Raw genomic sequence first — 22386 nt, 5'->3', positions numbered from 1 at the left:
ACAGGGCTATGGAAAAAGGAATTTCTGAAGCGTCTGCAACAGCGACAATGGTACAAAACTGGATCGGAGGTGCCTGGGTAACCCCAGCGTCAACTCGTACGGAGCCGGTTGTGAATCCGGCTACAGAAGAGGTTATTGCACATGTACCATTGTCCGAACAAGCGGACGTGGATTTGGCGGTTCAGACAGCACGAGAAGCGTTCAAATCCTGGAGCAGCACACCGGTTCCGCGCCGTGCACGTATTCTGTTCCGCTACCAGCAGCTGCTGGTAGAGCATTGGGAAGAGCTCGCTCGCCTGGTGACACTGGAGAACGGTAAAAGTTATGCCGAAGCGTACGGCGAGGTATTACGTGGCATTGAATGCGTCGAGTTTGCGGCAGGTGCCCCGAATCTGATGATGGGCAAACAATTGCCTGATATCGCGACAGGACTGGAGTCGGGCATGTACCGCTACCCAATCGGCGTAATTGGGGGGATTACCCCATTCAACTTCCCGATGATGGTGCCGTGCTGGATGTTCCCGCTGGCTATTGCGTGTGGTAACACCTTTGTCCTGAAGCCGTCCGAGCGCACACCGCTACTGGCAGGCCGTCTGGCAGAGCTGTTCAAGGAAGCGGGCCTTCCGGACGGCGTGCTCAACATCGTTCACGGTGCGCATGATGTCGTGAACGGGTTGCTGGAACATAAGGATGTTCAAGCGATCTCTTTTGTCGGCTCACAGCCTGTGGCTGAATACGTCTACACCACTGCATCTAAGCATGGCAAACGGGTACAGGCACTGGCTGGTGCCAAAAACCACTCCATCGTTATGCCGGACGCCGATCTCGATCTGACGGTAAAAGAAATTACCAGTGCAGCCTTTGGCTCAGCAGGGGAACGTTGCATGGCATGTGCGGTTGTTGTAGCTGTAGGTGATGTGGCTGACACACTCGTACAAAAGCTGGTGGAAGCAGCAGACCGCATTACCATCGGTAACGGCATGGATGAGGGTGTATTCCTCGGTCCCGTTATCCGTGGACCACATAAAGAGCGCACACTCAGTTACATTGAAGCCGGAGAGCAGGAAGGCGCGGCCTTGATCCGGGATGGACGTAAGGATCAAGCGACAGGTGAATCCGGTTATTTTGTAGGGCCAACAGTATTCGACCAAGTTGAGAGCAATATGAAGATCTGGCAGGATGAGATCTTTGCTCCAGTACTCTCGGTGGCAAGAGTGTCTACGCTGGAGGAAGCCGTTGAGCTTGCGAACCGTTCCGACTTTGCTAATGGTGCGTGTCTGTTCACCCGCAGCGGGGCAAGTATGCGTCAATTCCGTGAGACGATTGATGCGGGCATGTTGGGGATTAACCTGGGCGTACCTGCACCAATGGCATTTTTCCCGTTTTCCGGTTGGAAGAAGTCCTTCTACGGTGATCTGCACGCCAATGGCACGGATGGTGTTGAATTCTACACTCGCAAGAAGATGGTAACGGCGCGCTGGTAAACAACCAGAGCATAACTCGGGCTAAGGGGAACGCCCAGCCCATATGGACGCACATAGGGAGGATAACGGAATGGGCAAGGACAAAGTGAGAATTGGCATCATCGGTGCTGGACGGATCGGCAAAATTCATGCAGACAATCTCCTGCGCAATCCGCATGCCGAGATTGTGGGAATCAGCGACTTGTTTGCAGGTCCTGAATTGGAGGCTTGGGCCTCCGACCGTGGCATCCCTGTGGTAACAACGGATAGCAGCCAGTTGATCTCGATGCCTAATGTAGACGCGGTGCTGATCTGTTCTTCAACAGATACACATGTACCTCTGATCGAACAGGCTGCCCAGGCGGGCAAACACATCTTCTGCGAGAAGCCGGTCAGCATGGATCTAGCGCAGACCCAAGCGGCTGTAGCAGCAGTGCAGAAGGCTGGTGTGAAGCTGCAAATCGGATTTAACCGCCGTTTTGATCACAACTTCAGACGGGTACGGGCACATGTGCAGGATGGTACGATTGGTGAACCGCATATTATCAAAATTACTTCTCGCGACCCGAGTCCACCGCCTGCGGAGTACATCCGGGTGTCTGGCGGGATCTTCATGGACATGATGATCCACGATTTTGACATGGCCCGGTATCTGTCCGGGAGTGAAGTGGAAGAAGTGTACGCTCAGGGCAACGTGCTGATCAATCCCGTTTTTGCAGAACATGGTGACGTGGATACAGCGATTGTAACGATGACTTTTGCCAATGGAGCAATTGGTGTTATCGACAACAGTCGCCAGGCTGTATACGGGTATGACCAGCGTGTTGAAGTATTTGGCTCGAAGGGTAGCGCCACAGCGGCGAATGATCATCCAAATACGGCTGAGATCAGTACAGCGGCCGGGCTCATGCGCGACAAACCGTTACACTTTTTCCTGGAACGCTACAATGAGGCGTATGTACAGGAGACAGCCCTCTTTATCGATGCAATCCTCCATGATACACCGGTTATCGTAGATGGCCACGATGCAGTACAGGCAGAACGAATTGCGCTGGCAGCAAAAATGTCCATGGAGCGGGGAAGACCTGTGAAGCTGAGTGAAGTCCCTGGGATGTCACTGGAATCGCAAACGGCAACGCCATAGTGGATTGACGACTACAGAAAGGAGTGGATGACAAGATGTCAGAACGTATTGTGAGACCCGTGGTCAACCCGGAGGGAGACGGTACACTAATAAACGTAACACCGGAGTCGGCTGGGTGGGAATATGTTGGCTTTCAGGTAGCGAAGCTGGCAGAAGGAGAGACGCTAACCCGTGAGAGTGGTGATCAGGAACTCTGTGTGGTGCTTCTCAGCGGTTTCGCCAATGTAAGTACCCGGGAGCACACATGGGATAATATTGGAAAAAGAATGAGTGTTTTCGAGAAAATTCCGCCGTATTCGGTCTACGTCTCAACTTCCGATCAAGTACAGATCACAGCACGTACCGAACTGGAAATCGCTATATGTGTTGCACCCGGTAAAGGCACGTACCCGGCTCGTCTCATTGCACCCGAAGATGTAGGGGTAGAGGCGCGAGGATATGGCAATCTGGAACGCCAGATTCACAACATTTTACCGGAACAGAAGGAAGCGGACAGTTTGCTCGTTGTTGAGGTGTTCACACCAGATGGACATTGGTCCAGTTACCCGCCACATAAGCATGATCGGGACGCACTCCCGGATGAATCTTTGCTGGAAGAAACGTATTATTTCCGTGTGCAGCCTGAGCAGGGGTTTGCCATTCAGCGTATATACACGGATGATCGTTCTGTGGACGAGACGCTAGCAGTGAAGAACGGAGAAGTGGTGCTTGTTCCGGACGGATATCATCCGGTAGGCGCTCCTCCGGGGTATGAGGTCTACTATCTGAACGTGATGGCTGGACCAACCCGGACCTGGAAGTTCCATAATGACCCTGACCATGAGTGGTTGATGAAAAAGTAAAACAGTTCATGCTACGCACATTGCGCTGGCTCAAGTTGCGTATGCAGACTTCCCCCTGCATAATGAGAAGAGAACAATTATCTATGTATAACGAAATTTATATATAGCACAAATGGGGAAAAAACAATGAAAGCAACCATATACGATATAGCACGCGAGGCGGGTGTATCCATTGCAACCGTCTCGCAGGTCATTAATGGCAAAGGCAAGATCAGCGAGAAGCGGCGCGCCGAGATTATGGAGATCATGGAACGCCTCCATTATCAACCCAGCGCGATCGCAGCTGCACTTACAGGTAAGCAGACGTATACATTGGGACTGCTCGTACCGGACATCTCAAACCCGTATTTCGCAGAACTCGCCAGAGCCGTGGAGGATCGAAGCCGTCAATTGGGTTACAGCGTGGTCATCTGCAGTACGGATAATAAGGATGAGCGTGTAGAGCGTTACCTGAATCTGCTCCAGCAAAAAAGGGTAGATGGCATGATGATCGGAACCGGGATCGATAATGCCGACATTCTGTCACCACTTTTGCAGCAGTCCATACCTGTGGCCCTGATTGCTCGCCATATGCCATCGCTGTCAGTACATACGGTCACCATTGACGACATACTCGGCGGAGCACTCGCAGCGGAGCATCTGCTTGAACTTGGGCACACCCGTGTAGCGGTATTGTCGGAACCGTCCAAAGTCAGCAGCAGTCAGGAACGTGTACGTGGATTCCGTGAAACACTGATTAAGGCTGGTCATACGCTGGAACCGAATCAGATCCGAGAATCGGCAGCTGACCTGAGCTCGGCCAAAAAAGAGGCGCTACTGCTGCTCGGTGAGAAAGATCATCCCACAGGCTTATTCTGTTGTAATGACATTCAGGCCATCGGTGCTCTCCAGGCAGCCAAAGAGCTGGGTCTACGCGTACCAGAGGATGTGTCGATTATCGGGTTTGATAATACCATTCTGGCTTCGGTAACCAGTCCACCGCTTACGACCGTTGCCCAGCCAATTGAAGAACTGGGACATCGCGCTGTAGATCTGTTGATTGAAGAGTTAAAGGATGAGCAAAAAGAGCCACAGAAGATTGTGCTGAAGCCTGAACTGGTTATCCGAGAATCAGCAGGCCGTGTATTCGCTGAAAACAATTAGGTACCTGATGTAACCTGACCAGTCGTGAGTCCAAGTCTACGTGTGCCATATTCATGGCTCGGGATAAGGGTTATCGTCTTGCCTCGTTCTGAATAGGTAATAAAACAATATAACAACGTTAACAACCAAGCCGTGTTCACCCTATGGGAGAACGCGGCTTGTTCGTTTAAATCTTTAATTTTAGTGTAGCCCAAAACGTATCGTAATTGAGGAACCAGAGATAAGAAATGACATTGGAACAGAAGGAGTGAGATGTTATACTGGAATATATCAATAATTACCAAATTATATGTTTTGTGTAGGTATAGAGAGGGGATTGGGATGACTAAACGAATCAAGATGATTATGGGTATCGCCATGGTTATTGTTTTTTTAACTATTGCAGTGCGTATGTATACCTCTGGTCAATATACTAAGTATATCCCCAGCAAACATACGACGTTTCGAGCAGAGGTCACAGATCATATGACGATGCTGGATACATTGGATCGACTGACGATTAGGAAAATTTCCGACAATGAACCGTATAATGAAGATGATGAAATAACGATTGCAGATCCCAAAGAGATTAGAGACATGCTGAAGCTATTAAAGGATGTTGAACTTAAAAGAGTACGGGAATTCGACGCTTCCGAAAGGAATCCGCATTACTATGAGTGGCGACTTAACATTAATAAAGAAGGTCGCTTTACCGATGGATTCGGACTGACGTTTTATAATGAAAAGTCCATCTCCATCTACAATGAGGCGAAAACGAGAGACCAACTTGAGGACTACGAGATTACCAATGAGTTTAATCTGAATGAGATGGACCGCCTTTTTGAAAAGCTGAAGGAGGAGCAAACATGACCATCATATCCAACTATTATGTACGCCCTATTGAAGAACAGGATATCCCTTTCCTGTGGGAGATGTTATACGCATCCCTGCATAGGAGAGAAGATGATGAACCTTTTCCAATTGAAAGTATTCATACTCCCGGACTGTCCAAATACGTTGAAGACTGGGGCAGAGAAGGGGACTTCGGGTATGTTGCAGTTGACCAGCAAGGCAAGAGACTAGGTTCAATTACATTAAGATTCTATACGGATCAGAATGCGGGATACGGTTATGTGAATGCAGCTACGCCAGAGATGGGGATGGCTGTAACGGAAGATGCACGTGGAAAAGGAATAGGCACCTTACTGCTTCAGACCGCATTAGATGAGGTTGAACGGCGGGGAATTAAAGCAGTCTCGCTCAGTGTTGACCCGGATAACCAAGCGATTCACTTATATAGGCGGTTAGGATTTGTGGAGGAGTCCCTAAATGGTACATCGGTAACGATGGTGCGTGTAAGTAAACTTGAATCTTAAATGATGAGCGTTCGGATCACTGGCAAAACTGAGTAAGCAAAGTGGAACTGCAAAAGAAAAGGCGCTTCCTCATGGGGAACGCCTCTTTCTGTGTGCAAGGTACAGCATAGGTAGCTCAATTTATACTTACTCCGTATCACTTCAATATTATTTCAACAAAAATGCCAAAGCCTCGTCATACGTTTCCCATTGGAATTCAGTCTGGTGTTCCACAATTTTTTCTTTGGGATCCTGAGGGAAAGCAATGGCTAAAAAGCCGCCCAGAGTATGAACTCCAGACGGCTTCTACAACGGTGACACGATAAAGTAAAAATCCTACGTAAGTTAGAAGCCAATCTTCAAACTGTTACCTTCCGTTGCTACACCTTTGGAAAGGGAAATGCTCAGCTTTTGTTCTGCCGAGAAGCCTAGTGTTTCCCCGTCATGCAGTGTGACGTCGTTTTCAACCACATACGTTGTGGTCATAAACATCATCTCAAATACATCGCTTAAGGACTCCGACGATTGCATAATCTCCATCTCTTCTTTTCCAAAGTTACGTAGTCCGTATGTGTAAGCTGAAGCGCCTTCGGCATTTTGAAATAATCCGATGAAAATCCAGAGCGAGACGGGCAACTCATCATGTTTGATCCCACGGCTGGTTTCGACATACTGACTGGCTTCAACGACAAGTGGGGCCATGTATATGGCCAGCGCGTGATCCAACTGTAACAGGGCACTCGCTGTTTGAGTGAACAGAACATGTCCCTCAATTGCATCTGTTGCGTTCAGAACAGAGACAATAATCTGAGACTGGTGCCGTGAGGTAACTTGCTCCGCTTCTCGCCATAGGATGTTTAGCTTGGCATTCTCCTCAACTTCACGGTCGGGTATAGGCGCGGCAATGTGAGCACATACCACCTGCATCCCATTCACTTCAAAAAAGAGATTGCCCTCCTCAGGGCGTTCTTCAATCTCGATCTCCCATTCGTTCTTCATGTTCCTGATGAAGAGATCAAAATCACAATCGTCACGCTCCAGCAGGACAAAACCCACGATGGTTTCACTGTAATTCGTTGATTCGACAGCACCCCCTGCAGGTACCTTCTCCTTTTTGCGCCGCCGAAGCTTGTCAAACAATCCCATGACATGTTCTCCTTCCGATCCCAGATTGATTCTGGTCACTGTACACTGCTATCTATTCACTACCTTACCATAAAGGAGTTAAACATGAATCGCAGCAATGTATCTATCGACAGGAAATTACAGGAAGAGCACCAGCAACAATGCAATGATCGCAGGCAATCCTTGTTTGATAATGATCGACCGTGAAGAAGTTGCTCCTCCATAGAGAGCCGCGATAATCACACACGCTAAGAAGAAAATCTGAATATGCTGTCCAACGGCAGCATCCGGATATACGAGTCCCCAGATCAGACCTGCCGCAAGAAATCCATTGTAAAGACCTTGATTGGCCGCGAGAGATTTGGTGGATTTGGCGAATTGCGGCGTGAGATTAAAGGTTTTCATTGTGCGTGGACGAGTCCACATAAACATCTCCATCACCATGATATAGAAGTGTTCGACGGCTACAAGAGCTACAAAAATGATACTGATCAATGGAAACACCTTGCTTTCTTCTGATATGTAATTTATTTACTTGTCCATCCTAGTATAAATGTTTGCAACAAGAACGGAAAGAGTGAAATTAATTTGTGACAATCTAATTGTGTATTATTTAAATTATTTATCATTTTCCAAGTGCGTTGTGATGTTGAAAATAAAAAAATGGATACAAAGGTAAGCATACGCCGATTGTCGGAAATCCATTCATTGGGTAATAATGAACAATAGAGAAGTGATTGCTCAGGAATGGGAGGAGATTATTATGGGAACGGTTCAATTTGTCTTGTTGGCTGATGATCCATCCACATTTGTGACCCGAGTTGTACCTTTTATCGACATTGAGCTTGCAGGAATTCCGGGTGACCGTCATTATGGTCTGCTTCGTCCGGCGGACTCACGTCAGAAAATCTACAAGCGTGGTACACCGATTGCGAATCGCCGCCAGATCAGTATTGTGTCTGAGGAAGAATGTGCTCTTATTGCTGAGAAAATGAACATTCCTGAAGTGCGTCCAGAGTGGCTTGGTGCCAATATACTGGTCCGTGGCATTGATCGATTGACGGAACTACCTGCTGGAACGCGGCTCCTATTTCCAAACGGGACGGGTTTAATATGTGAAGGAGAGAACCTTCCCTGCGTACATCCGGGGAAAATGATTGAACAATTCTACGAACAGGACGGATTGCGCAAAAAATTCGTGCCTGCGGCTCGAAAAAAACGTGGGATTGTGTGCTCGGTTGAACGGGAAGGTGTGATCCATACGGGGGATATCATAGAAGTCATTCGCCTGTCCTGATTTTCAGGACAGGTTTCTAATTGATCAGCCCTCGGTCCTCACTATTCGGATGTCTAGCATGTTGAAGACGATATTAGATACATTCATCGTCTGTCCATGTGTATGGAGATATATTGGAATTTGAACCGTTGTCCACACTCAGTTATCAGGAGCATCCCGGACCATCGTACCATGCGAATCATGCCGAGCTTCAATCCAGAGTGGTCTTCCAGTTGGAAACTGTAGGTGAGTGTACGAAGCTGACGCTGATCAATGATCAATTTACAGATAACCATCCTTCCATTGCGAATGCACAGAGCAGCTGGTAGCTGGTAAGAGGCAGTCATTTAAGACTTATTTTCATAAAAAATAAAGACATAAAAACAAGAACCAGTGCTGAACCAACGCTGGTTCTTGTTTTATGCCAAAATTAAGAGCATTGCTCTACATTTAATGTCTGATAATGTCGAAATATATATCATATGAGCTAAGAGGAGAAATGAGCATGTTTCGTAAACGTACTGAATCGACCAAAAACCTTCGTACAGATGCGCATCAGAATTTACTGGAGTATAGTCGTAAACTGGTAGCAAACGCAGAAAAGGGCGACTATGACGCATGGATCGAAGATGGCATTGCGTTTCAGGATACCGATGAAATAGCTAGTAATATCAAAAAAGCAGTACATATCATGAAGGCACAAAACGAAGCCGTGGAAATGCGACTTAGAATGCTGAATCAGGCGATGAATGTGGGATTATGGGAATCTGAAATTGTTGCTGGTGATCCACTGGATAACAATAATATCGTCGCATTTTCGAATGAATTCCGCCAAATGTTAGGATTCCATAATGCCAAGGATTATCCCGATTCATTTGCAAGCTGGGCCAAATCGATATATCCGGATGACAGACCACAACTGGTGCAGGAGATTATGAAACATGTGAATGACACGAGAGCAACAACTGCCTATAACGTAATCAGCCGTATGATTACAAAAAGTGGAGAGATTCGCTGGTTCCGATGTCTTGGACAAGTCATCCGAAATCAGGCTGGAGTTCCGGTCAAACTTCTGGGCATCATGTTTGATATTCATGAGGAGAAGAGCAAGTCTGATGAGCTAGAAGCACTCGTCACCCGATATGATCTGGTTAACCGCGCCTTGGTGGAGGCACCATGGGATATGACGGTTGTGGCTGGAGATGTGGTTAATCCGAATAACGAATTTTGGTGGTCACCCCAGTTCCGTAAAGAATTAGGGTTTAAAGACGAGCAGGATTTCCCAAATGTGTTCAGCAGCTGGAGCAGCCGACTTCATCCGGAAGACCATGATCGGACGATCAACGAATTTGCCAGACATATGAATGATTACAGTGGTCGTACACCGTACGATCTGGATTATCGTTTGCAGCGCAAAGACGGGGAGTATCGGTGGTATCACGCAGGTGGTGAGACCATTAGGGATCAGGATGGAGTACCGCTCCGTGTAGCTGGAACCATTCGAGATGTAACCCATGAGAAGAATAAGGAACAGATCGTGGAAGCCTTGAATCTGAAAACCAAACAATTGTCGGAGTCCATTAGCGAGATGGTACGTGGAATCAACTCGATTACCGATCAGGCACAGGATCTGGTTACTGCACAGGAGTTATCTGCCGATGCAGCCAATCAAGTGAAAAGCAGTGCAGATGATACGAAGAATATCACCGTGTTTATTCGAGAGATTGCCAGTCAGACCAATCTTCTGGGGTTGAATGCAGCAATTGAAGCTGCACGAGCGGGAGAGCTGGGACTGGGATTTGGCGTCGTTGCAGGTGAAGTGCGAAAACTGGCTGATCACAGCTCGGAGGCCACAGTAAATATCGAAGATAGCATGCAGAAGATGAAAACACTGATTGATCAGATTCTTGAACATATCGGTAATATGTCCACGTTAACGCAAAATCAGGCTGCCCTGACACAGCAGGTGAATGCATCAATGGATGAGATCAACACCATGTCACAGGATCTGGTTGATTACTCGCGCAATCTATAATCTCAAAGTCGTTGTAACCAAGAAAAATCCACCGGGATGCATTTCTGCTCTCGGTGGATTTTTGTATTTCTATATATAGCTAAGATGTATAGCTTAAGTTTCAGCTATTGAATTAAACTTGTTGAACTTTGATCAGGTTTGTATTACCGGATTGACCGATTGGAACACCAGCGGACAATACAATAATGTCACCTTTTTCAATGTAACCTGTTTTGATTGCGTTACGTGTAGCAGACTCGAACATTTCATCCGTTGTCGTTACTTTGTCGCCCATCACCGGAATGACACCAGAGAGCAGACAGATTTTCGCAAGAACCTCTTCATGTTGTGTAACTGCGATGATTGGTGCTTTTGGACGATATTTGGAAATCATGCGTGCTGTGAATCCACTCTCAGTCGAAGTGATAATTGCTTTGGCATTCAGTACGAGGGAAGAACTTACAGCGCCCTGACTGATAACCTCAGTAATATCAGCGATCTGTTGAGCAGATTTCTGTGCGAATTGTTCTTTGTAATCGATCATCGTTTCAGCACGGCGAGCAACAGCAGCCATCGTGCGTACGGATTGTACCGGATATTTACCTGCAGCCGATTCACCAGACAACATCACAACGTCTGCACCTTGAAGTACAGCATTCGCCACATCACTTACCTCGGAACGGGTTGGACGTGGGTTCACTTGCATGGACTCCAGCATGTGAGTAGCTACAATAACCGGTTTACCTACACGGTTACATTTATCGATCATTTCTTTTTGCATCATCGGTACGTCTTCGATTGGTACTTCGACCCCGAGATCTCCACGAGCTACCATGATACCGTCAGACGCTTCGATAATATCATCCAGGTTGGTCATACCTTCCTGGTTCTCGATTTTGGAGATGATCTGAACATGATCCACACCGCGTTCTTTCAAGATGCTGCGGATTTCACGGATGTCGTCGCCTTTACGAACAAAGGATGCTGCGATAATTTCGATATCGTTTTCTATTCCGAATCCGATATGCATAACGTCACGCTCAGTAACACCTGGCAGTGTCGTTTTGATTCCTGGCAAGTTAACCCCTTTACGTGGTTTCAGGATGCCGCCGCTAATGATTTTACAATGGATATCGGATCCTTCCACAGACAGTACAGTCAGATCTACAAGGCCATCATCGATGAGGATACGATCGCCAGGCTTCACAACGAGGTTCAATTCTGGATAGTTTACCGAGATACGCTCAGCATCACCAAGAATGTCTTCGGTAGTCAGGATCAGCTCTTTACCAGCTTGCAGATGACAGGATGCTTCTTTCAGTTTACCGATACGCACTTCCGGCCCTTTGATGTCCATCATGATTGGTACATAGGTATTCAGCTCGGAGGCTGCTTTGCGGATATTGTTAATCCGTGTCACGTGATCTTCCAGTTCGCCATGAGCCATGTTCAGACGGGCAACGGTCATTCCTTCCTGAATCATTACTTTCAACAATTCGATTGAGTCACAAGCAGGTCCCATGGTACATATAATTTTTGTTTTTAACATGCTAATTTCCTCCTCATATTTAAGCTTATATGTGTATTGTAGCGTTTTCTGTCGAAACAGGGTATGAACTATAGTACAATGATTAGAGTATAGTCCAGTAATGAGGTGTGTTATGGTTACTCCACTTGAAGTACGACACATTAATGGCGTTGGTTGGTACGAAGAAGCTGTGCAAACTCAAGAGACTTGGCGACTTAGCTTGGTTACATATGGGAAATGTGTATATTGGGTGAACGGTGATAAACAGATCATGGAAAAGGGTGAATTGCTACTCATTCCAGGTGGTGTCCCGTATTACGGCAAGAGTATTCCTACGGTAACGCACACACAGATTGTGATTCAACTGCAGCGTGGCCATACGGAAGGTTTGCCTGCACTGGAACGGTATGAGGCTTTGCGGCATAAACCTGGATGTTACGAACTGATCCATCAACGCATGAGCGCTATTTATCAACAATGGCAGGAGCGTCCGTCTTATTATGTCATGATGAGCCAAGCCTTATTGATGGAAGTGTTGATTTATATGAACAGGGAGCTTGATCGTGGAGTTATCCCACCGGAGAGGCATAATCATGTTGAGCGGATGAAGCGATATATTGAGCGGCATTATCGGGAGAAAGTGACGAAGGAAGAACTCGGGGACGAGATCAATAAAACTCCCAATTATGCTGCCGCATTATTCAAGAGCATGACAAATCAGACCATCAGTCAATATGTACATGATCAACGGATGAAACGAGCCATATATCTGCTCACCGAGTCACAACTCTCCATCCAGGAAATTGCCGAATTTCTCGGCTACCGGGATCTGTCTTATTTTTACCGCATATTCAAACGTATAACCGGAAGTCCACCGTCTGACCTTCTTCATGAACGGCCACCTATAGCATGAAACGCATAGTCCAACCCAAATAAAGTTCTTCTATATAAGTAGGTTTAATTAAATGAGTACAAAAAAGAGGGCCTATGCCCTCTTTTGCTGTATACAGGATCATCATCCCACCTGTTACATATATAATGTCGTTATACATGACTGCTTGGATTAGAAGCTGTGAGTGGCTGCTTGCCTTTTTTTTCGTGCCTGCCCAAGACGAAGAGCAAAGACATGTACAGTCCAATACGCGGCCTCAGCAAACAAAATGCCTCCAGCGATGTCCAGCAAGGAATGCTGTTTTACAAACACCGTTGAAGCAATAATCAACCACAGCCATATCGACCAGGAAATCCGTGCCAAAGGCTTAAAGTTCAAGTGTCTGTTAATCACAATAAACAGCAAATAGCTGGTCAGAACGTGAACACTTGGGAAACAATTGAAGGGCGCATCATTTGTATAGATAAACTGTACAAACACGCTGCTCAAATCGGTTCCGCCGACCTCCGGGCGTGGCACATGGGTAGGGAACACCGCAAAACAGACATTGGCAGCCATGACACCAACATTATAGGTAATCAACGTACGCCAGAATAGCGACTTGTTCGTCAGACCCAAATAGAGAAATCCAAGATACAGAATGGGCATCCAGCTAATGTACGGATAAATAAATTCTTTGATAAAAGGAATCTGTGTGTCAATCCAAGCATAATTGTAGAATACATCACTTCCGATGTTGCTGCCTAGAAATACGTAAATTGAGCCTTGAAGCGGTATGCACAGAATAGCCAGTAAATGCCCCCAGCGCTGAAAGAATGCTTTCATAGTATCCCCCTGATTTCATTATGCATTGTGAAACTATCGTTAAGGTACTTCATAGATATATGACGTTGAAGAGTCGCGACACCCCTGCAGTTTTGAACTCTTGTAATACTATAATGGACAGATAAAGGTATAAGCCATACCTGATTTTAGGGGAAAAGAAGTCAGGATAAGTCTCTTTTTTGTTACTTTTATAGTTTTATCCATAATAGGAATATTTAATATATGGATGATGTGATGCAACTATATTGGCATATTATTTGCTGCAGTGGCCATTGCAACGATAAAACAACTTGACTACACTTCCCCTGTACACATTTCCTTTACACCCATCGCAATTGTGCTGATGATCTATCTGACGTTAAGGCGCAAGTGGGGAGAGACTGGCTTCTGATCTTTGCCAAGTATCCCGGCTGGCCATGCAAAGTATTATATTCCACTACTCCTTGTACTGGGTACACTTGCCCTGAAGGGATTTGGGGAGGACACAGGTACACTGCCTTATGATCTGTTTATACTGGCAGTACTGATTGCATACTGTGCTTAGTTAGTGTGGAGCAATCGAACCAATTCGACTATTCCTTCCAGAGGGCGTGAGCATACCAATATGGTTGTTCATTAGTGGTATTGCTTGGAAGTAGTTATCATACAGTTTCCCGTCAGCAGTGGGATCATGTTATACTTCAGTCTGGCGGGAAGACAGATATGTTCATGATACGCGGTCTGCCTATCCGTACATTAGGTTCAGACAGTAGGTGATATAGTGGAGAAGACAGCACAAGGCGTAGCAGAATGGATGGTACAGGAGATCAAATTCACAGGAACACTTCATCAGGAAGCTGCCATAGAATATGTGAAGACCCATTTTGGAGAAGAGTTTGTTTTTGTGAACGAGAACGGCAATACATCATTGTCCAAGGAAGTGAAGAAGGCTTTCCGAAAGCTTCATCGTGGGCAGATCGCCTGGGATCGGGATGCATTTATGTGGGCATGGACATAGGGTGTTAAACTGGAGTGAGATGATTCATTGGTTGTGTTGGATATGCATGTCAGATTATTATATGAAAAATGTATAAAATGGATTAGATCTGCATATCCTTTCATAAGACCGCTCACAAGGGATTGGGCACGTAAGCACGATAAACCCTGTCACCACGCGAGTTAATAACATGTATTTCCAAAGCTGTTTGAAAAGAAAATACAAAGATTTGCTTTTTGGATGAATTGGAGTTATAATAAAAACAAGTTGTAGAGAGTGGAAAACCTAATTCATATATTGTAAAGGGAGATCACTTATAGGTTTATGACTGGTACCTTTTTCAATGTGTGAATTTTTATTTGCTTGCTGCAAAGAACAAAGGAACATGTTAATCTTTATTTGGAGGTGTAATTCACATGCAAAACGGAACAGTAAAATGGTTCAACGCTGATAAAGGCTTCGGTTTCATCGAAGTTGAAGGCGGAGAAGATGTATTCGTACACTTCAGCGCTATTACAGGCGAAGGCTTCAAAACGCTGGACGAAGGTCAACGCGTGCAATTTAAAATTGTACAAGGAAACCGTGGTCCTCAAGCAGAAGAAGTTGTAAAACTGTAATTAAAGCATAGCTGCCTTTAACATGTTATAATGGTAAAGGCAGCTTCTTTTTTTTGATTAGTTATATAAAAGTCGACCCATTAGTTGTCGAGGCAGGAGTTCGGTGGGACGTGAAACTTCCGCTAAGTGTAGGCTTCTGTGAAATAACGTCGGTTAGATGTTTTTCCATAACAAAGGGGGTAGAAGTCATGTATAATCGCAAAAAACCGTTGGAAGAGATTCCACAAGCTGATGCGGCAATCTGGGAATGTACGAGTGATACGTGCAAAGGATGGATGCGGGACAATTTTGCGTTTGATAACGTACCTACTTGTCCGATATGTGCTTCTGAGATGGTCAGCACGACTAGGATGCTACCATTGCTTGAGAATTCGAATAGTAATCTGAAAACGATGCCTAAAGGAAATCGGATTTAACATAGCTTACCCGCCTCTAACGAGGTGTTTTTTTTTAAGATTAAATAGATACCCTGTGCGAAGGTAAGGGTATTAAATATGAAGTTCCCGGCATTCGTTTTAGCGAATGCCTTTTTTTGTCTCTTTTTTTCAGAGAGTATACTGTAATTGATGGGAAGCGTATGAAAAAACAAAGACCCTTTTCGCTATAAGCAAAAAGGGTCTTTGTTATGACTACAATTTTACCACGATCAAATTTGAGTTTAAATGAATAGGAATGGCAGCAGAAACAGTGTTGCTACCAGAGCCAGTTCGATCCCTGCTCCATAGCCATAACCCCGACCATATCCATATGGACCGTAGGCCGAAGATTTAACTTTCTTTGATGCAACAGCGTTTTTCTTGCTTCTTTTTACCAGTTGCTGTTTGGAATTGACTGAACATAGCCGTGGTCCCTCGAAACAACCGTTCAAATAAACTTTGCCATCACGACATTGACTAAGCGTGCCATACATATGCTTACCGTCGTTCATAACAAGACAAACGGAACGTCCAACGTGCGGAGAAACCGTTTCTTCACATACCGGATTAATTCTGTACATGCAAATCCTCCTCATTAGATGCGGTTGCCGCTTGAATTCAACGGTTTGTATATCATAGTAAATAAAAGAGGATTTGGTATGGACGAGTACCCGGTAAATCGAATGGGGAGGAGCCGTTTTTGAGTCTATTCCATACACTGGGAGGAGTGAGGAGGGGGTGTCGCGTGGATTATCATGACATGCTGGCCCGGTTAGGGGAGGGGAGTGCCCATCCCGGAGGATTTTTGGCAACGCTGAAGTTACTGGAGATCTTATCTCTGCCTGTGGGTAGTCATATTCTTGAGATAGGATGTGGTACTGGGCGGACTGCGTGTTACCTGGCTAAAAGTGGATATCGGGTAACAGCGATTGATCTTCATCGCCACATGCTGGATAAGGCAGTTCGGCGAGCGAGACGAGAACGGGTGGATGTTCGATTTGTTCAGGCTGATGTAGCAGCATTACCTTTTCTCGAAAATCAATTTGATGTGGTATTCGTGGAGTCGGTCACGATCTTCACCCCATGGCGGAGTGCACTTGCTGAGTATAGAAGAGTGTTGAAGCCGGGTGGACTTTTAGTGGATCGAGAGATGGTTATATCAGGCCAGAAGACCGAATTGATGTGTCGCAGGTTAAAGCAATTTTACGGTATACGAACCTTGGTAACGGCCACAGCATGGAGAAAACGTCTCAAACAGTGTGGTTTCAACAAGGTGGAGGTCAAAGAACATTCCCGATCCATGGGAAAATGGGGCGTTGATCATGATCCACATCGCGAGATCGATATGAATTGGTTTGAGGACGATCGTATGCAGCGTATGAGTCGGACCAATGATCGCTTGCTTGCGAAATACGGAAAAAAATTGGGATATGCTGTTTTTGCGGCTAGGACACCATTGGAAGTCAAAAAGGAAAAATAGGAAAAAGGCAACTCACAATAGCGTGAGTTGCCTTTGGTTTGTTTTGTCAGAACGTACTACAGCATATCGTTGTCGATAATCCGCCAGTGGTGTTTAAGCAGGGCTTCAAGTTGGTTCTTGTCCTTGGCTCGAAAAGCACTTAAAATTTGTCGGTGCTCTTCATTAACTTCGAGCAGTACCTCAGATAACTTTGGTTTATTATCACTAACATACGACTGCCGGATGAAGCTGTTCTTCAATGTGTTTAACATCTCAATGACTGTAGCGTTACCACATCGCTGGATGTACAAGTTATGGAACTGATATTGGTTCTTGTTGTAGGTTGCAAGATCAAGCTGGCTGATATCTTCGTCCATTCGGAGAACCAGAGTTTCCATCTCCAAAAGTTCAGATGGTCTGAGATGGTCTGCTGCAAGTGTGGCAGCAAGTGCCTCCAGCACACCGATCGCTTGGGAGAACTCCAGTTTTTTGCCTGCATCAAAAGGAGTGACAATAAATCCCCTGCGTGGGATGTATTGCAGCAGATTGTCCGAAGCCAGCTGGAAAAGGGCCTCCCGAGTAGGCGTGCGACTGATGTCCAGCTTTTTGCATATTTCAGCCTCGTTGATCTTTTGGTTGGGAAGTAGCGTCCCGTCCTGAATCTTCTGGGCAATGTAATCGTATACGTGATCTTTCAAGGACCGGTATTTGGGTACCTCCATACCGAATCCTCCTTTCTATGTATAGTGAATAAATAGATGGGTGTGAGGCCGTACTGTACGCGCCGTTCCGGAGTTTCAAGTTTTTATCATCTTAACACCGAGGGGGGAGTTGGGCAAGCAAACTTCATGTTTCAGCCGATGTAAATGCTGTGTTATATATAGCACATTTTATGGAATTAAAGCGTATAAATGTTTAAATAATGATTGTGATAAACCAGAATGTTTGTTAGTATTAATTACATATAAGTCCATATATTGTCTTGTGTATATTGTATACAAATTATTATGTTACTCATTAAAAAAAGAATAGGGGTATGATGTGTGAAAAAAGTGCTTTTGCCAATGATGCTGTTGTTAGTGATTGTATTCATGTCTGCTTGTGGGCAGGAAAAAACGACAGGAACCGGATCAGACGCTGCTTCGTCTTCGGGCAGTAGCTCTGCGGAAAAGGAAGTAATTGTACTTGGAACTAGTGCGGACTATGCACCCTATGAATTTCATAAGAAAATCGATGGTAAAGATACCATTGTAGGTTTCGACATCGAGATTGCGAAAGCAATTGCGGCTGATCTGGGAGTCGAGCTAAAGATTGAGGACATGGACTTTGATGGCCTTCTTATGGCCCTTGGTACAGATAAGGTTGATTTTGTAATATCAGGCTTAACCCCTACCGAAGAACGAAAGAAGAATGTTGATTTTACGGATATCTACTATTATGCAGAGCAAGCTGTACTTGTTAGAGGAGGGGAAGAGACGGCATTAAAGTCCATAGATGATCTATCAGGCAAGCAGGTTGGCGTACAAAAGAGTTCCATTCAGGAAGGGATTGCTCAGGAAATAGAGGGAGCAAAGCTCACTTCTCTGGCCAAAATACCTGAACTGATTCTGGAGTTGCAGACGGGGCGCGTAGACGCACTCATTCTGGAGAAGCCGGTGGCTGAACAGTATGTGAAGAACCAAGAGGGGCTTGTTGTTGCAGGTGTGGAGATTGAACAGGCTGAAGATGAGGGTGGTTCGGCGATCGCGGTGAAGAAAGGTAATCAGAAGCTGCTGGATCAGATCAACACGACATTGGAAAAACTCAAAACGAATGGAGATATTGAACGGTTCGTCGTTGAAGCAAATGAGATGCTCGGCGAATAAACCGGACGAGTGAGGGATATGCCGTGAATTTAGATTTTTCCTTTCTATTAGAACATTGGCAGGATTATGCACGAAGTGCGTGGGTCACACTTGAACTTTCCTTCTTCGGTGTATTGTTTGGTACGTTACTTGGTGTGTTTATGGCATTAATGCGAATATCCCGAATATGGCCAATTAAATTTGTGGCTTCGGCGTATATTGAACTCATTCGAGGAACACCGATGCTGGTACAGATTCTTATTATTCATTATGGTCTGACGGTTGTAGGTGTGAACTTGCCGGCATTTATGTCGGGGGTGGTCGCTCTGACGATGAATAGCTCGGCTTATATGGCGGAGGTGTTCAGGGCCGGGATTCAAGCGATTGATAAAGGACAGACCGAGGCTTCACGCTCCCTTGGTATGACACATGGTATGACACTTCGCTACATTATACTACCACAGGCTTTTCGTAACATGCTTCCAGCGATCGGCAATGAATTCATTATTATCATTAAAGATTCTTCGCTTGTCTCCATGATCGGCATAGCCGAGATTATATACACGGCCAGAACGATTCAGGGTGTTACGTTCCAGCCGCTTGCTCCGCTGCTTGTTGCCGCCGGCCTCTACTTTATAATCACATTTACACTGGCCAACTTACTCTCTTGGTTGGAACGTAAACTGTCTACTTCCCGCTAATTGTTTATAAAGGATTCGATTCGAAGAAGGGTTGGGAGTAGGCTACTGTGGAAAATAGTGGGATGTAGTCGTAAATGGCGGTGGTATCGCATACATTGATATCGTATTTTGTATACAATATTTTGGAAAGGTGTTGGGTGTGTATGTCAGATTCCAAAATGTTAATTGATTGGTCGGAGCGTTATGCTGCACCTAATTATCATCCGCTCCCAATTGTTATTGAACAGGCGGAAGGGGTATGGGTAGAAGACCCTGAAGGCCGCCGTTATATGGATATGTTAAGTGCATACTCTGCATTGAATCATGGTCACAGACATCCTGTAATCATACAGGCGCTCAAGGATCAGGCGGATCAGGTTACACTGACATCTCGGGCATTCCATAGTAGTTCAGCTTCTCTTTTTTATCAGAAACTCTCACAATTAACGGGGAAATCGAAGATTCTCGCCATGAATACAGGAGCGGAAGCGGTGGAGACTGCGGTGAAGGCGGTACGTAGATGGGCTTATCGTTGCAAAGGTGTACCGGAGAATCGAGCTGAAATTATCGTATGCTCTGGCAACTTTCATGGAAGAACTCTAACGGTTACGTCCTTTTCTTCTTCAGCGGAGTATAAAAAAGATTTTGGACCGTTCACACCTGGATTCCGGATTATTCCCTATGGAGATATTGAAGCGCTGAAGCAGGCCATTACGCCAAATACGGCTGGTTTTCTTGTAGAGCCTATTCAGGGCGAAGCTGGAATCGTTATCCCGCCTGCTGGATATTTGGCAGAAGCTTTTGCTCTGTGTAAGAGTCAACAGGTGTTGACCGTAGCTGATGAGATCCAGACTGGATTTGGAAGAACGGGTCGCCGTTTTGCCTCCGACTGGGAAGGGGTTGAACCAGACATCTGGATTATGGGCAAAGCGCTGGGGGGAGGAGTCATGCCAATCTCAGCTATCGCTGCTGATGCGGAGATACTTGATTTGTTTGAGCCGGGGTCTCATGGTTCTACGTTTGGGGGGAACCCACTCGCCTGCGCCGTGGCTATAGCAGCTCTGGAGGTTCTTGAAGAGGAGAAGCTTGCCGAGCGATCGGAGCGTCTGGGGAACTATTTTATGAAAAGACTTCGAGATATTCGCAGTTCAGCCATACGGGATATTCGGGGGAAAGGCTTATTTATTGGTGTTGAACTGCATGAACCAGCCCGTCCTTATTGTGAGCGTTTGATGTCTACTGGACTGCTGTGTAAAGAAACCCATGAGACAACCATTCGATTTGCTCCACCACTTACGATTAATGAGTGCGAGATTGAATGGGCACTGGAGAGAATTGAGCAGGTATTGATCAACAATGAGGGAGCTGACCTACATGAAAAATGATGAAGATGTACATGGTGGAATAAAAGATACTTCTATTGATACAAGTCAAACATCTGTGCGGCGTAATATTGCTATCATTAAGGTTCCTTTTGGACTCGGTGGAGCGAGAGGTGGAGCGGAGTTGGGGCCGGATGAATTGATTACAGCCGGACTGAAGCGGGAGATCGCGAGTCTTGGGCTAGTGCTTTCCAAAGAAGTGCGGGTAGATTGTACTTCTGAACTGGCTGCCCCTACTGAGCGAAATCGTGTAAAACACTTTAATGAGGTACGTCAGGTCAGTGAGAAGGTGTGTAGTGAAGTATCAGGTGCAGTAGAGGAGGGGGCTTTTCCACTTGTGCTTGGGGGAGATCATAGTGTAGCGATTGGTACTTTGGCCGGGTTAACAGCGCACTATTCGAATTTGGGTGTGATCTGGTTTGATGCGCATGCAGACTTGAATACGGAAGAACGCAGCTTGTCCGGTAATATGCATGGGATGAGTGTAGCTGCATCCTTGGGGCATACTGCATACAATCTGTCGCACATTGCTGGAGCGGGCGCGTTTATTAATCCTTCCGACTTGGTCTATATTGGTTTGCGTGATCTGGATGAGTATGAGAAAGAGCAGATTAAGGGACTGGGAATCCGAGCATTTACGATGCATGATATAGACCGGATGGGAATAGAGCGAGTTATTGAGGAAGCAATAGCTACAGCGGGAAAAGGGACAGATGGTATTCATGTCAGCTTCGACATGGATTGTCTGGATCCGCGGGAAGCTCCTGGTGTGGGCACCCCGGTACCGGGTGGTTTGAATTACCGAGAGGCACATTATGCATTGGAGATACTTGCTTCCACAAATCAAGTTACGTCCATGGAATTGGTTGAAGTCAATCCGTTATTTGATCATAATAGGCATACGGCAAGGCTTGGTGTGGAACTGATCGCTTCGTTACTTGGTAAGTGCATATTGTAAGCACTGAGAAGTGAAGCGGAGTGTGTAAGCTGTGCCTAAGGGTACACTTTCTTATTTATTATAGAAGGAAAGAAAACTGAGATCTCCGAAAACCAGGGCTAGTCACAATAAATTGTCCACTGCAATCGCAGTGGAAGTGACTTCCTTGGTTATGTTTAATGGATAAGTATATAAAAAGCGCCTTAATGAAGATGCTGAGAGTTATTTCTATGAACTGAGCGTCAGATTACATATTGCGCCGATGATAAGTGATTATCAATTATCAAAAAAAGACTTGCAATGTAAATCTGTACATGATATATTCTAAGTCCGGCCAAGAAAACACGGTTTACACGGTGCGGCAAGCGATTGAAATAAGCTTCGAAAGAAACTTGAAAAAAGAGCTTGCTAAGTTGGCTCGGACATGATATTATATAAGAGTTGCTGAAGAGAACAGTATTCGGTAACAAAATAAGTTTGATCTTTGAA

General features: G+C 45.7%; 24 protein-coding genes and 1 pseudogene. 19 read left to right on the top strand and 6 right to left on the bottom strand.

Translation table 11 applies throughout. From position 1 onward, the window contains the following. Nucleotides 1-8: 8 nt before the first annotated feature. From J7E78_RS27780 to J7E78_RS27755, 6 genes are all read left to right on the top strand, one after another. Entirely contained in the window at nucleotides 9-1484 is a 1476-nt protein-coding gene (locus tag J7E78_RS27780) for a CoA-acylating methylmalonate-semialdehyde dehydrogenase (RefSeq protein WP_285229475.1), read from the top strand. A gap of 70 nt (nucleotides 1485-1554) precedes the next feature. Further along, entirely contained in the window at nucleotides 1555-2607 is a 1053-nt protein-coding gene (gene iolG, locus J7E78_RS27775; protein ID WP_215079937.1) for an inositol 2-dehydrogenase, read from the top strand. A gap of 35 nt (nucleotides 2608-2642) precedes the next feature. After that, nucleotides 2643-3449, top strand: coding sequence for a 5-deoxy-glucuronate isomerase (gene iolB / locus J7E78_RS27770; RefSeq protein WP_215079935.1), 807 nt, complete (start codon nucleotides 2643-2645; stop codon nucleotides 3447-3449). A gap of 126 nt (nucleotides 3450-3575) precedes the next feature. Further along, nucleotides 3576-4592 carry a LacI family DNA-binding transcriptional regulator gene (locus J7E78_RS27765; RefSeq protein ID WP_215079933.1) on the top strand — a complete coding sequence of 339 codons (1017 nt, stop codon included), beginning with the start codon at nucleotides 3576-3578 and terminating at the stop codon, nucleotides 4590-4592. Between the two features lie 321 nt (nucleotides 4593-4913). After that, the gene (locus tag J7E78_RS27760) at nucleotides 4914-5441 is read left to right on the top strand and encodes a hypothetical protein (protein ID WP_215079931.1); all 528 of its coding nucleotides are present in this window, start codon (nucleotides 4914-4916) and stop codon (nucleotides 5439-5441) included. Further along, nucleotides 5438-5947, top strand: a complete 510-nt coding sequence (locus J7E78_RS27755) for a GNAT family N-acetyltransferase (RefSeq protein ID WP_215079929.1) — start codon at nucleotides 5438-5440, stop codon at nucleotides 5945-5947. The genes J7E78_RS27760 and J7E78_RS27755 overlap by 4 nt, the downstream gene beginning before the upstream one ends. Nucleotides 5948-6271: 324 nt before the next feature. On the opposite strand, the gene J7E78_RS27750 is transcribed toward J7E78_RS27755, so the two are convergent. Together J7E78_RS27750 and J7E78_RS27745 are read right to left on the bottom strand one after the other, a co-directional pair. Then, complete coding sequence (locus J7E78_RS27750; RefSeq protein ID WP_215079927.1) at nucleotides 6272-7072, bottom strand: DUF4261 domain-containing protein; 801 nt, start codon at nucleotides 7070-7072, stop codon at nucleotides 6272-6274. A gap of 117 nt (nucleotides 7073-7189) precedes the next feature. Further along, a complete protein-coding gene (locus tag J7E78_RS27745) occupies nucleotides 7190-7546 on the bottom strand; it encodes a DUF1304 domain-containing protein (RefSeq protein WP_215079925.1) in 357 nt (118 codons plus the stop codon). A 268-nt stretch (nucleotides 7547-7814) separates the two neighbouring features. Here J7E78_RS27745 and J7E78_RS27740 point away from each other — a divergent pair, with 268 nt between their 5' ends. The 3 genes and pseudogenes from J7E78_RS27740 to J7E78_RS27730 all read left to right on the top strand — a co-directional run bounded on the left by J7E78_RS27740 (nucleotide 7815) and on the right by J7E78_RS27730 (nucleotide 10362). Continuing rightward, nucleotides 7815-8348, top strand: a complete 534-nt coding sequence (locus tag J7E78_RS27740; RefSeq protein ID WP_215079923.1) for an MOSC domain-containing protein — start codon at nucleotides 7815-7817, stop codon at nucleotides 8346-8348. A gap of 89 nt (nucleotides 8349-8437) precedes the next feature. Further along, nucleotides 8438-8653: pseudogene (locus tag J7E78_RS27735) on the top strand (SRPBCC family protein); the annotation flags it as partial. A gap of 179 nt (nucleotides 8654-8832) precedes the next feature. Next, nucleotides 8833-10362: a methyl-accepting chemotaxis protein gene (locus J7E78_RS27730; protein ID WP_215079921.1), complete on the top strand. Its 1530-nt coding sequence runs from the start codon at nucleotides 8833-8835 to the stop codon at nucleotides 10360-10362. A 112-nt stretch (nucleotides 10363-10474) separates the two neighbouring features. Here J7E78_RS27730 and pyk read toward each other — a convergent pair whose 3' ends face one another. After that, nucleotides 10475-11890: a pyruvate kinase gene (gene pyk / locus J7E78_RS27725; protein ID WP_215079918.1), complete on the bottom strand. Its 1416-nt coding sequence runs from the start codon at nucleotides 11888-11890 to the stop codon at nucleotides 10475-10477. Between the two features lie 112 nt (nucleotides 11891-12002). Between pyk and J7E78_RS27720 the strand changes: the two genes are divergently transcribed. Beyond that, on the top strand, nucleotides 12003-12782 hold the full coding sequence (locus J7E78_RS27720) for a helix-turn-helix domain-containing protein (RefSeq protein WP_215079916.1): 780 nt from the start codon (nucleotides 12003-12005) through the stop codon (nucleotides 12780-12782). A 150-nt stretch (nucleotides 12783-12932) separates the two neighbouring features. Here J7E78_RS27720 and J7E78_RS27715 read toward each other — a convergent pair whose 3' ends face one another. After that, nucleotides 12933-13586: a phosphatase PAP2 family protein gene (locus J7E78_RS27715; protein WP_215079914.1), complete on the bottom strand. Its 654-nt coding sequence runs from the start codon at nucleotides 13584-13586 to the stop codon at nucleotides 12933-12935. A gap of 394 nt (nucleotides 13587-13980) precedes the next feature. Between J7E78_RS27715 and J7E78_RS27710 the strand changes: the two genes are divergently transcribed. The 4 genes from J7E78_RS27710 to J7E78_RS27695 all read left to right on the top strand — a co-directional run bounded on the left by J7E78_RS27710 (nucleotide 13981) and on the right by J7E78_RS27695 (nucleotide 15595). Beyond that, nucleotides 13981-14130 carry a hypothetical protein gene (locus tag J7E78_RS27710; RefSeq protein WP_215079912.1) on the top strand — a complete coding sequence of 50 codons (150 nt, stop codon included), beginning with the start codon at nucleotides 13981-13983 and terminating at the stop codon, nucleotides 14128-14130. Between the two features lie 216 nt (nucleotides 14131-14346). Continuing rightward, the gene (locus tag J7E78_RS27705) at nucleotides 14347-14583 is read left to right on the top strand and encodes a DUF6953 family protein (protein WP_036607962.1); all 237 of its coding nucleotides are present in this window, start codon (nucleotides 14347-14349) and stop codon (nucleotides 14581-14583) included. Nucleotides 14584-14978: 395 nt separating this feature from the next. Beyond that, nucleotides 14979-15179 carry a cold-shock protein gene (locus tag J7E78_RS27700; RefSeq protein ID WP_024633772.1) on the top strand — a complete coding sequence of 67 codons (201 nt, stop codon included), beginning with the start codon at nucleotides 14979-14981 and terminating at the stop codon, nucleotides 15177-15179. 188 nt (nucleotides 15180-15367) lie between these two features. Continuing rightward, entirely contained in the window at nucleotides 15368-15595 is a 228-nt protein-coding gene (locus J7E78_RS27695; RefSeq protein ID WP_017691121.1) for a cold-shock protein, read from the top strand. Between the two features lie 242 nt (nucleotides 15596-15837). On the opposite strand, the gene J7E78_RS27690 is transcribed toward J7E78_RS27695, so the two are convergent. After that, the gene (locus J7E78_RS27690) at nucleotides 15838-16176 is read right to left on the bottom strand and encodes a hypothetical protein (RefSeq protein ID WP_215079910.1); all 339 of its coding nucleotides are present in this window, start codon (nucleotides 16174-16176) and stop codon (nucleotides 15838-15840) included. A 164-nt stretch (nucleotides 16177-16340) separates the two neighbouring features. Between J7E78_RS27690 and J7E78_RS27685 the strand changes: the two genes are divergently transcribed. After that, nucleotides 16341-17075, top strand: coding sequence for a class I SAM-dependent methyltransferase (locus tag J7E78_RS27685; protein ID WP_215079907.1), 735 nt, complete (start codon nucleotides 16341-16343; stop codon nucleotides 17073-17075). A gap of 56 nt (nucleotides 17076-17131) precedes the next feature. On the opposite strand, the gene J7E78_RS27680 is transcribed toward J7E78_RS27685, so the two are convergent. Next, nucleotides 17132-17776 (bottom strand): GntR family transcriptional regulator, encoded by a 645-nt coding sequence (locus J7E78_RS27680; protein WP_215079905.1) that lies wholly within the window; start codon nucleotides 17774-17776, stop codon nucleotides 17132-17134. Nucleotides 17777-18097: 321 nt separating this feature from the next. Between J7E78_RS27680 and J7E78_RS27675 the strand changes: the two genes are divergently transcribed. From J7E78_RS27675 to rocF, 4 genes are all read left to right on the top strand, one after another. Further along, nucleotides 18098-18919, top strand: coding sequence for a transporter substrate-binding domain-containing protein (locus J7E78_RS27675; RefSeq protein WP_215079903.1), 822 nt, complete (start codon nucleotides 18098-18100; stop codon nucleotides 18917-18919). Nucleotides 18920-18942: 23 nt separating this feature from the next. Then, on the top strand, nucleotides 18943-19599 hold the full coding sequence (locus J7E78_RS27670) for an amino acid ABC transporter permease (RefSeq protein ID WP_215079901.1): 657 nt from the start codon (nucleotides 18943-18945) through the stop codon (nucleotides 19597-19599). Nucleotides 19600-19742: 143 nt separating this feature from the next. Beyond that, a complete protein-coding gene (locus J7E78_RS27665) occupies nucleotides 19743-20963 on the top strand; it encodes an ornithine--oxo-acid transaminase (protein ID WP_215079899.1) in 1221 nt (406 codons plus the stop codon). Next, on the top strand, nucleotides 20953-21918 hold the full coding sequence (gene rocF / locus J7E78_RS27660; RefSeq protein WP_251035305.1) for an arginase: 966 nt from the start codon (nucleotides 20953-20955) through the stop codon (nucleotides 21916-21918). The genes J7E78_RS27665 and rocF overlap by 11 nt, the downstream gene beginning before the upstream one ends. The last annotated feature ends 468 nt before the right edge of the window (nucleotides 21919-22386 follow it).

It is taken from the genome of Paenibacillus polymyxa, assembly GCF_018614975.1.
Classification (GTDB): domain Bacteria; phylum Bacillota; class Bacilli; order Paenibacillales; family Paenibacillaceae; genus Paenibacillus; species Paenibacillus polymyxa_E.
This window is presented reverse-complemented; position numbering and strand designations above follow the sequence as displayed.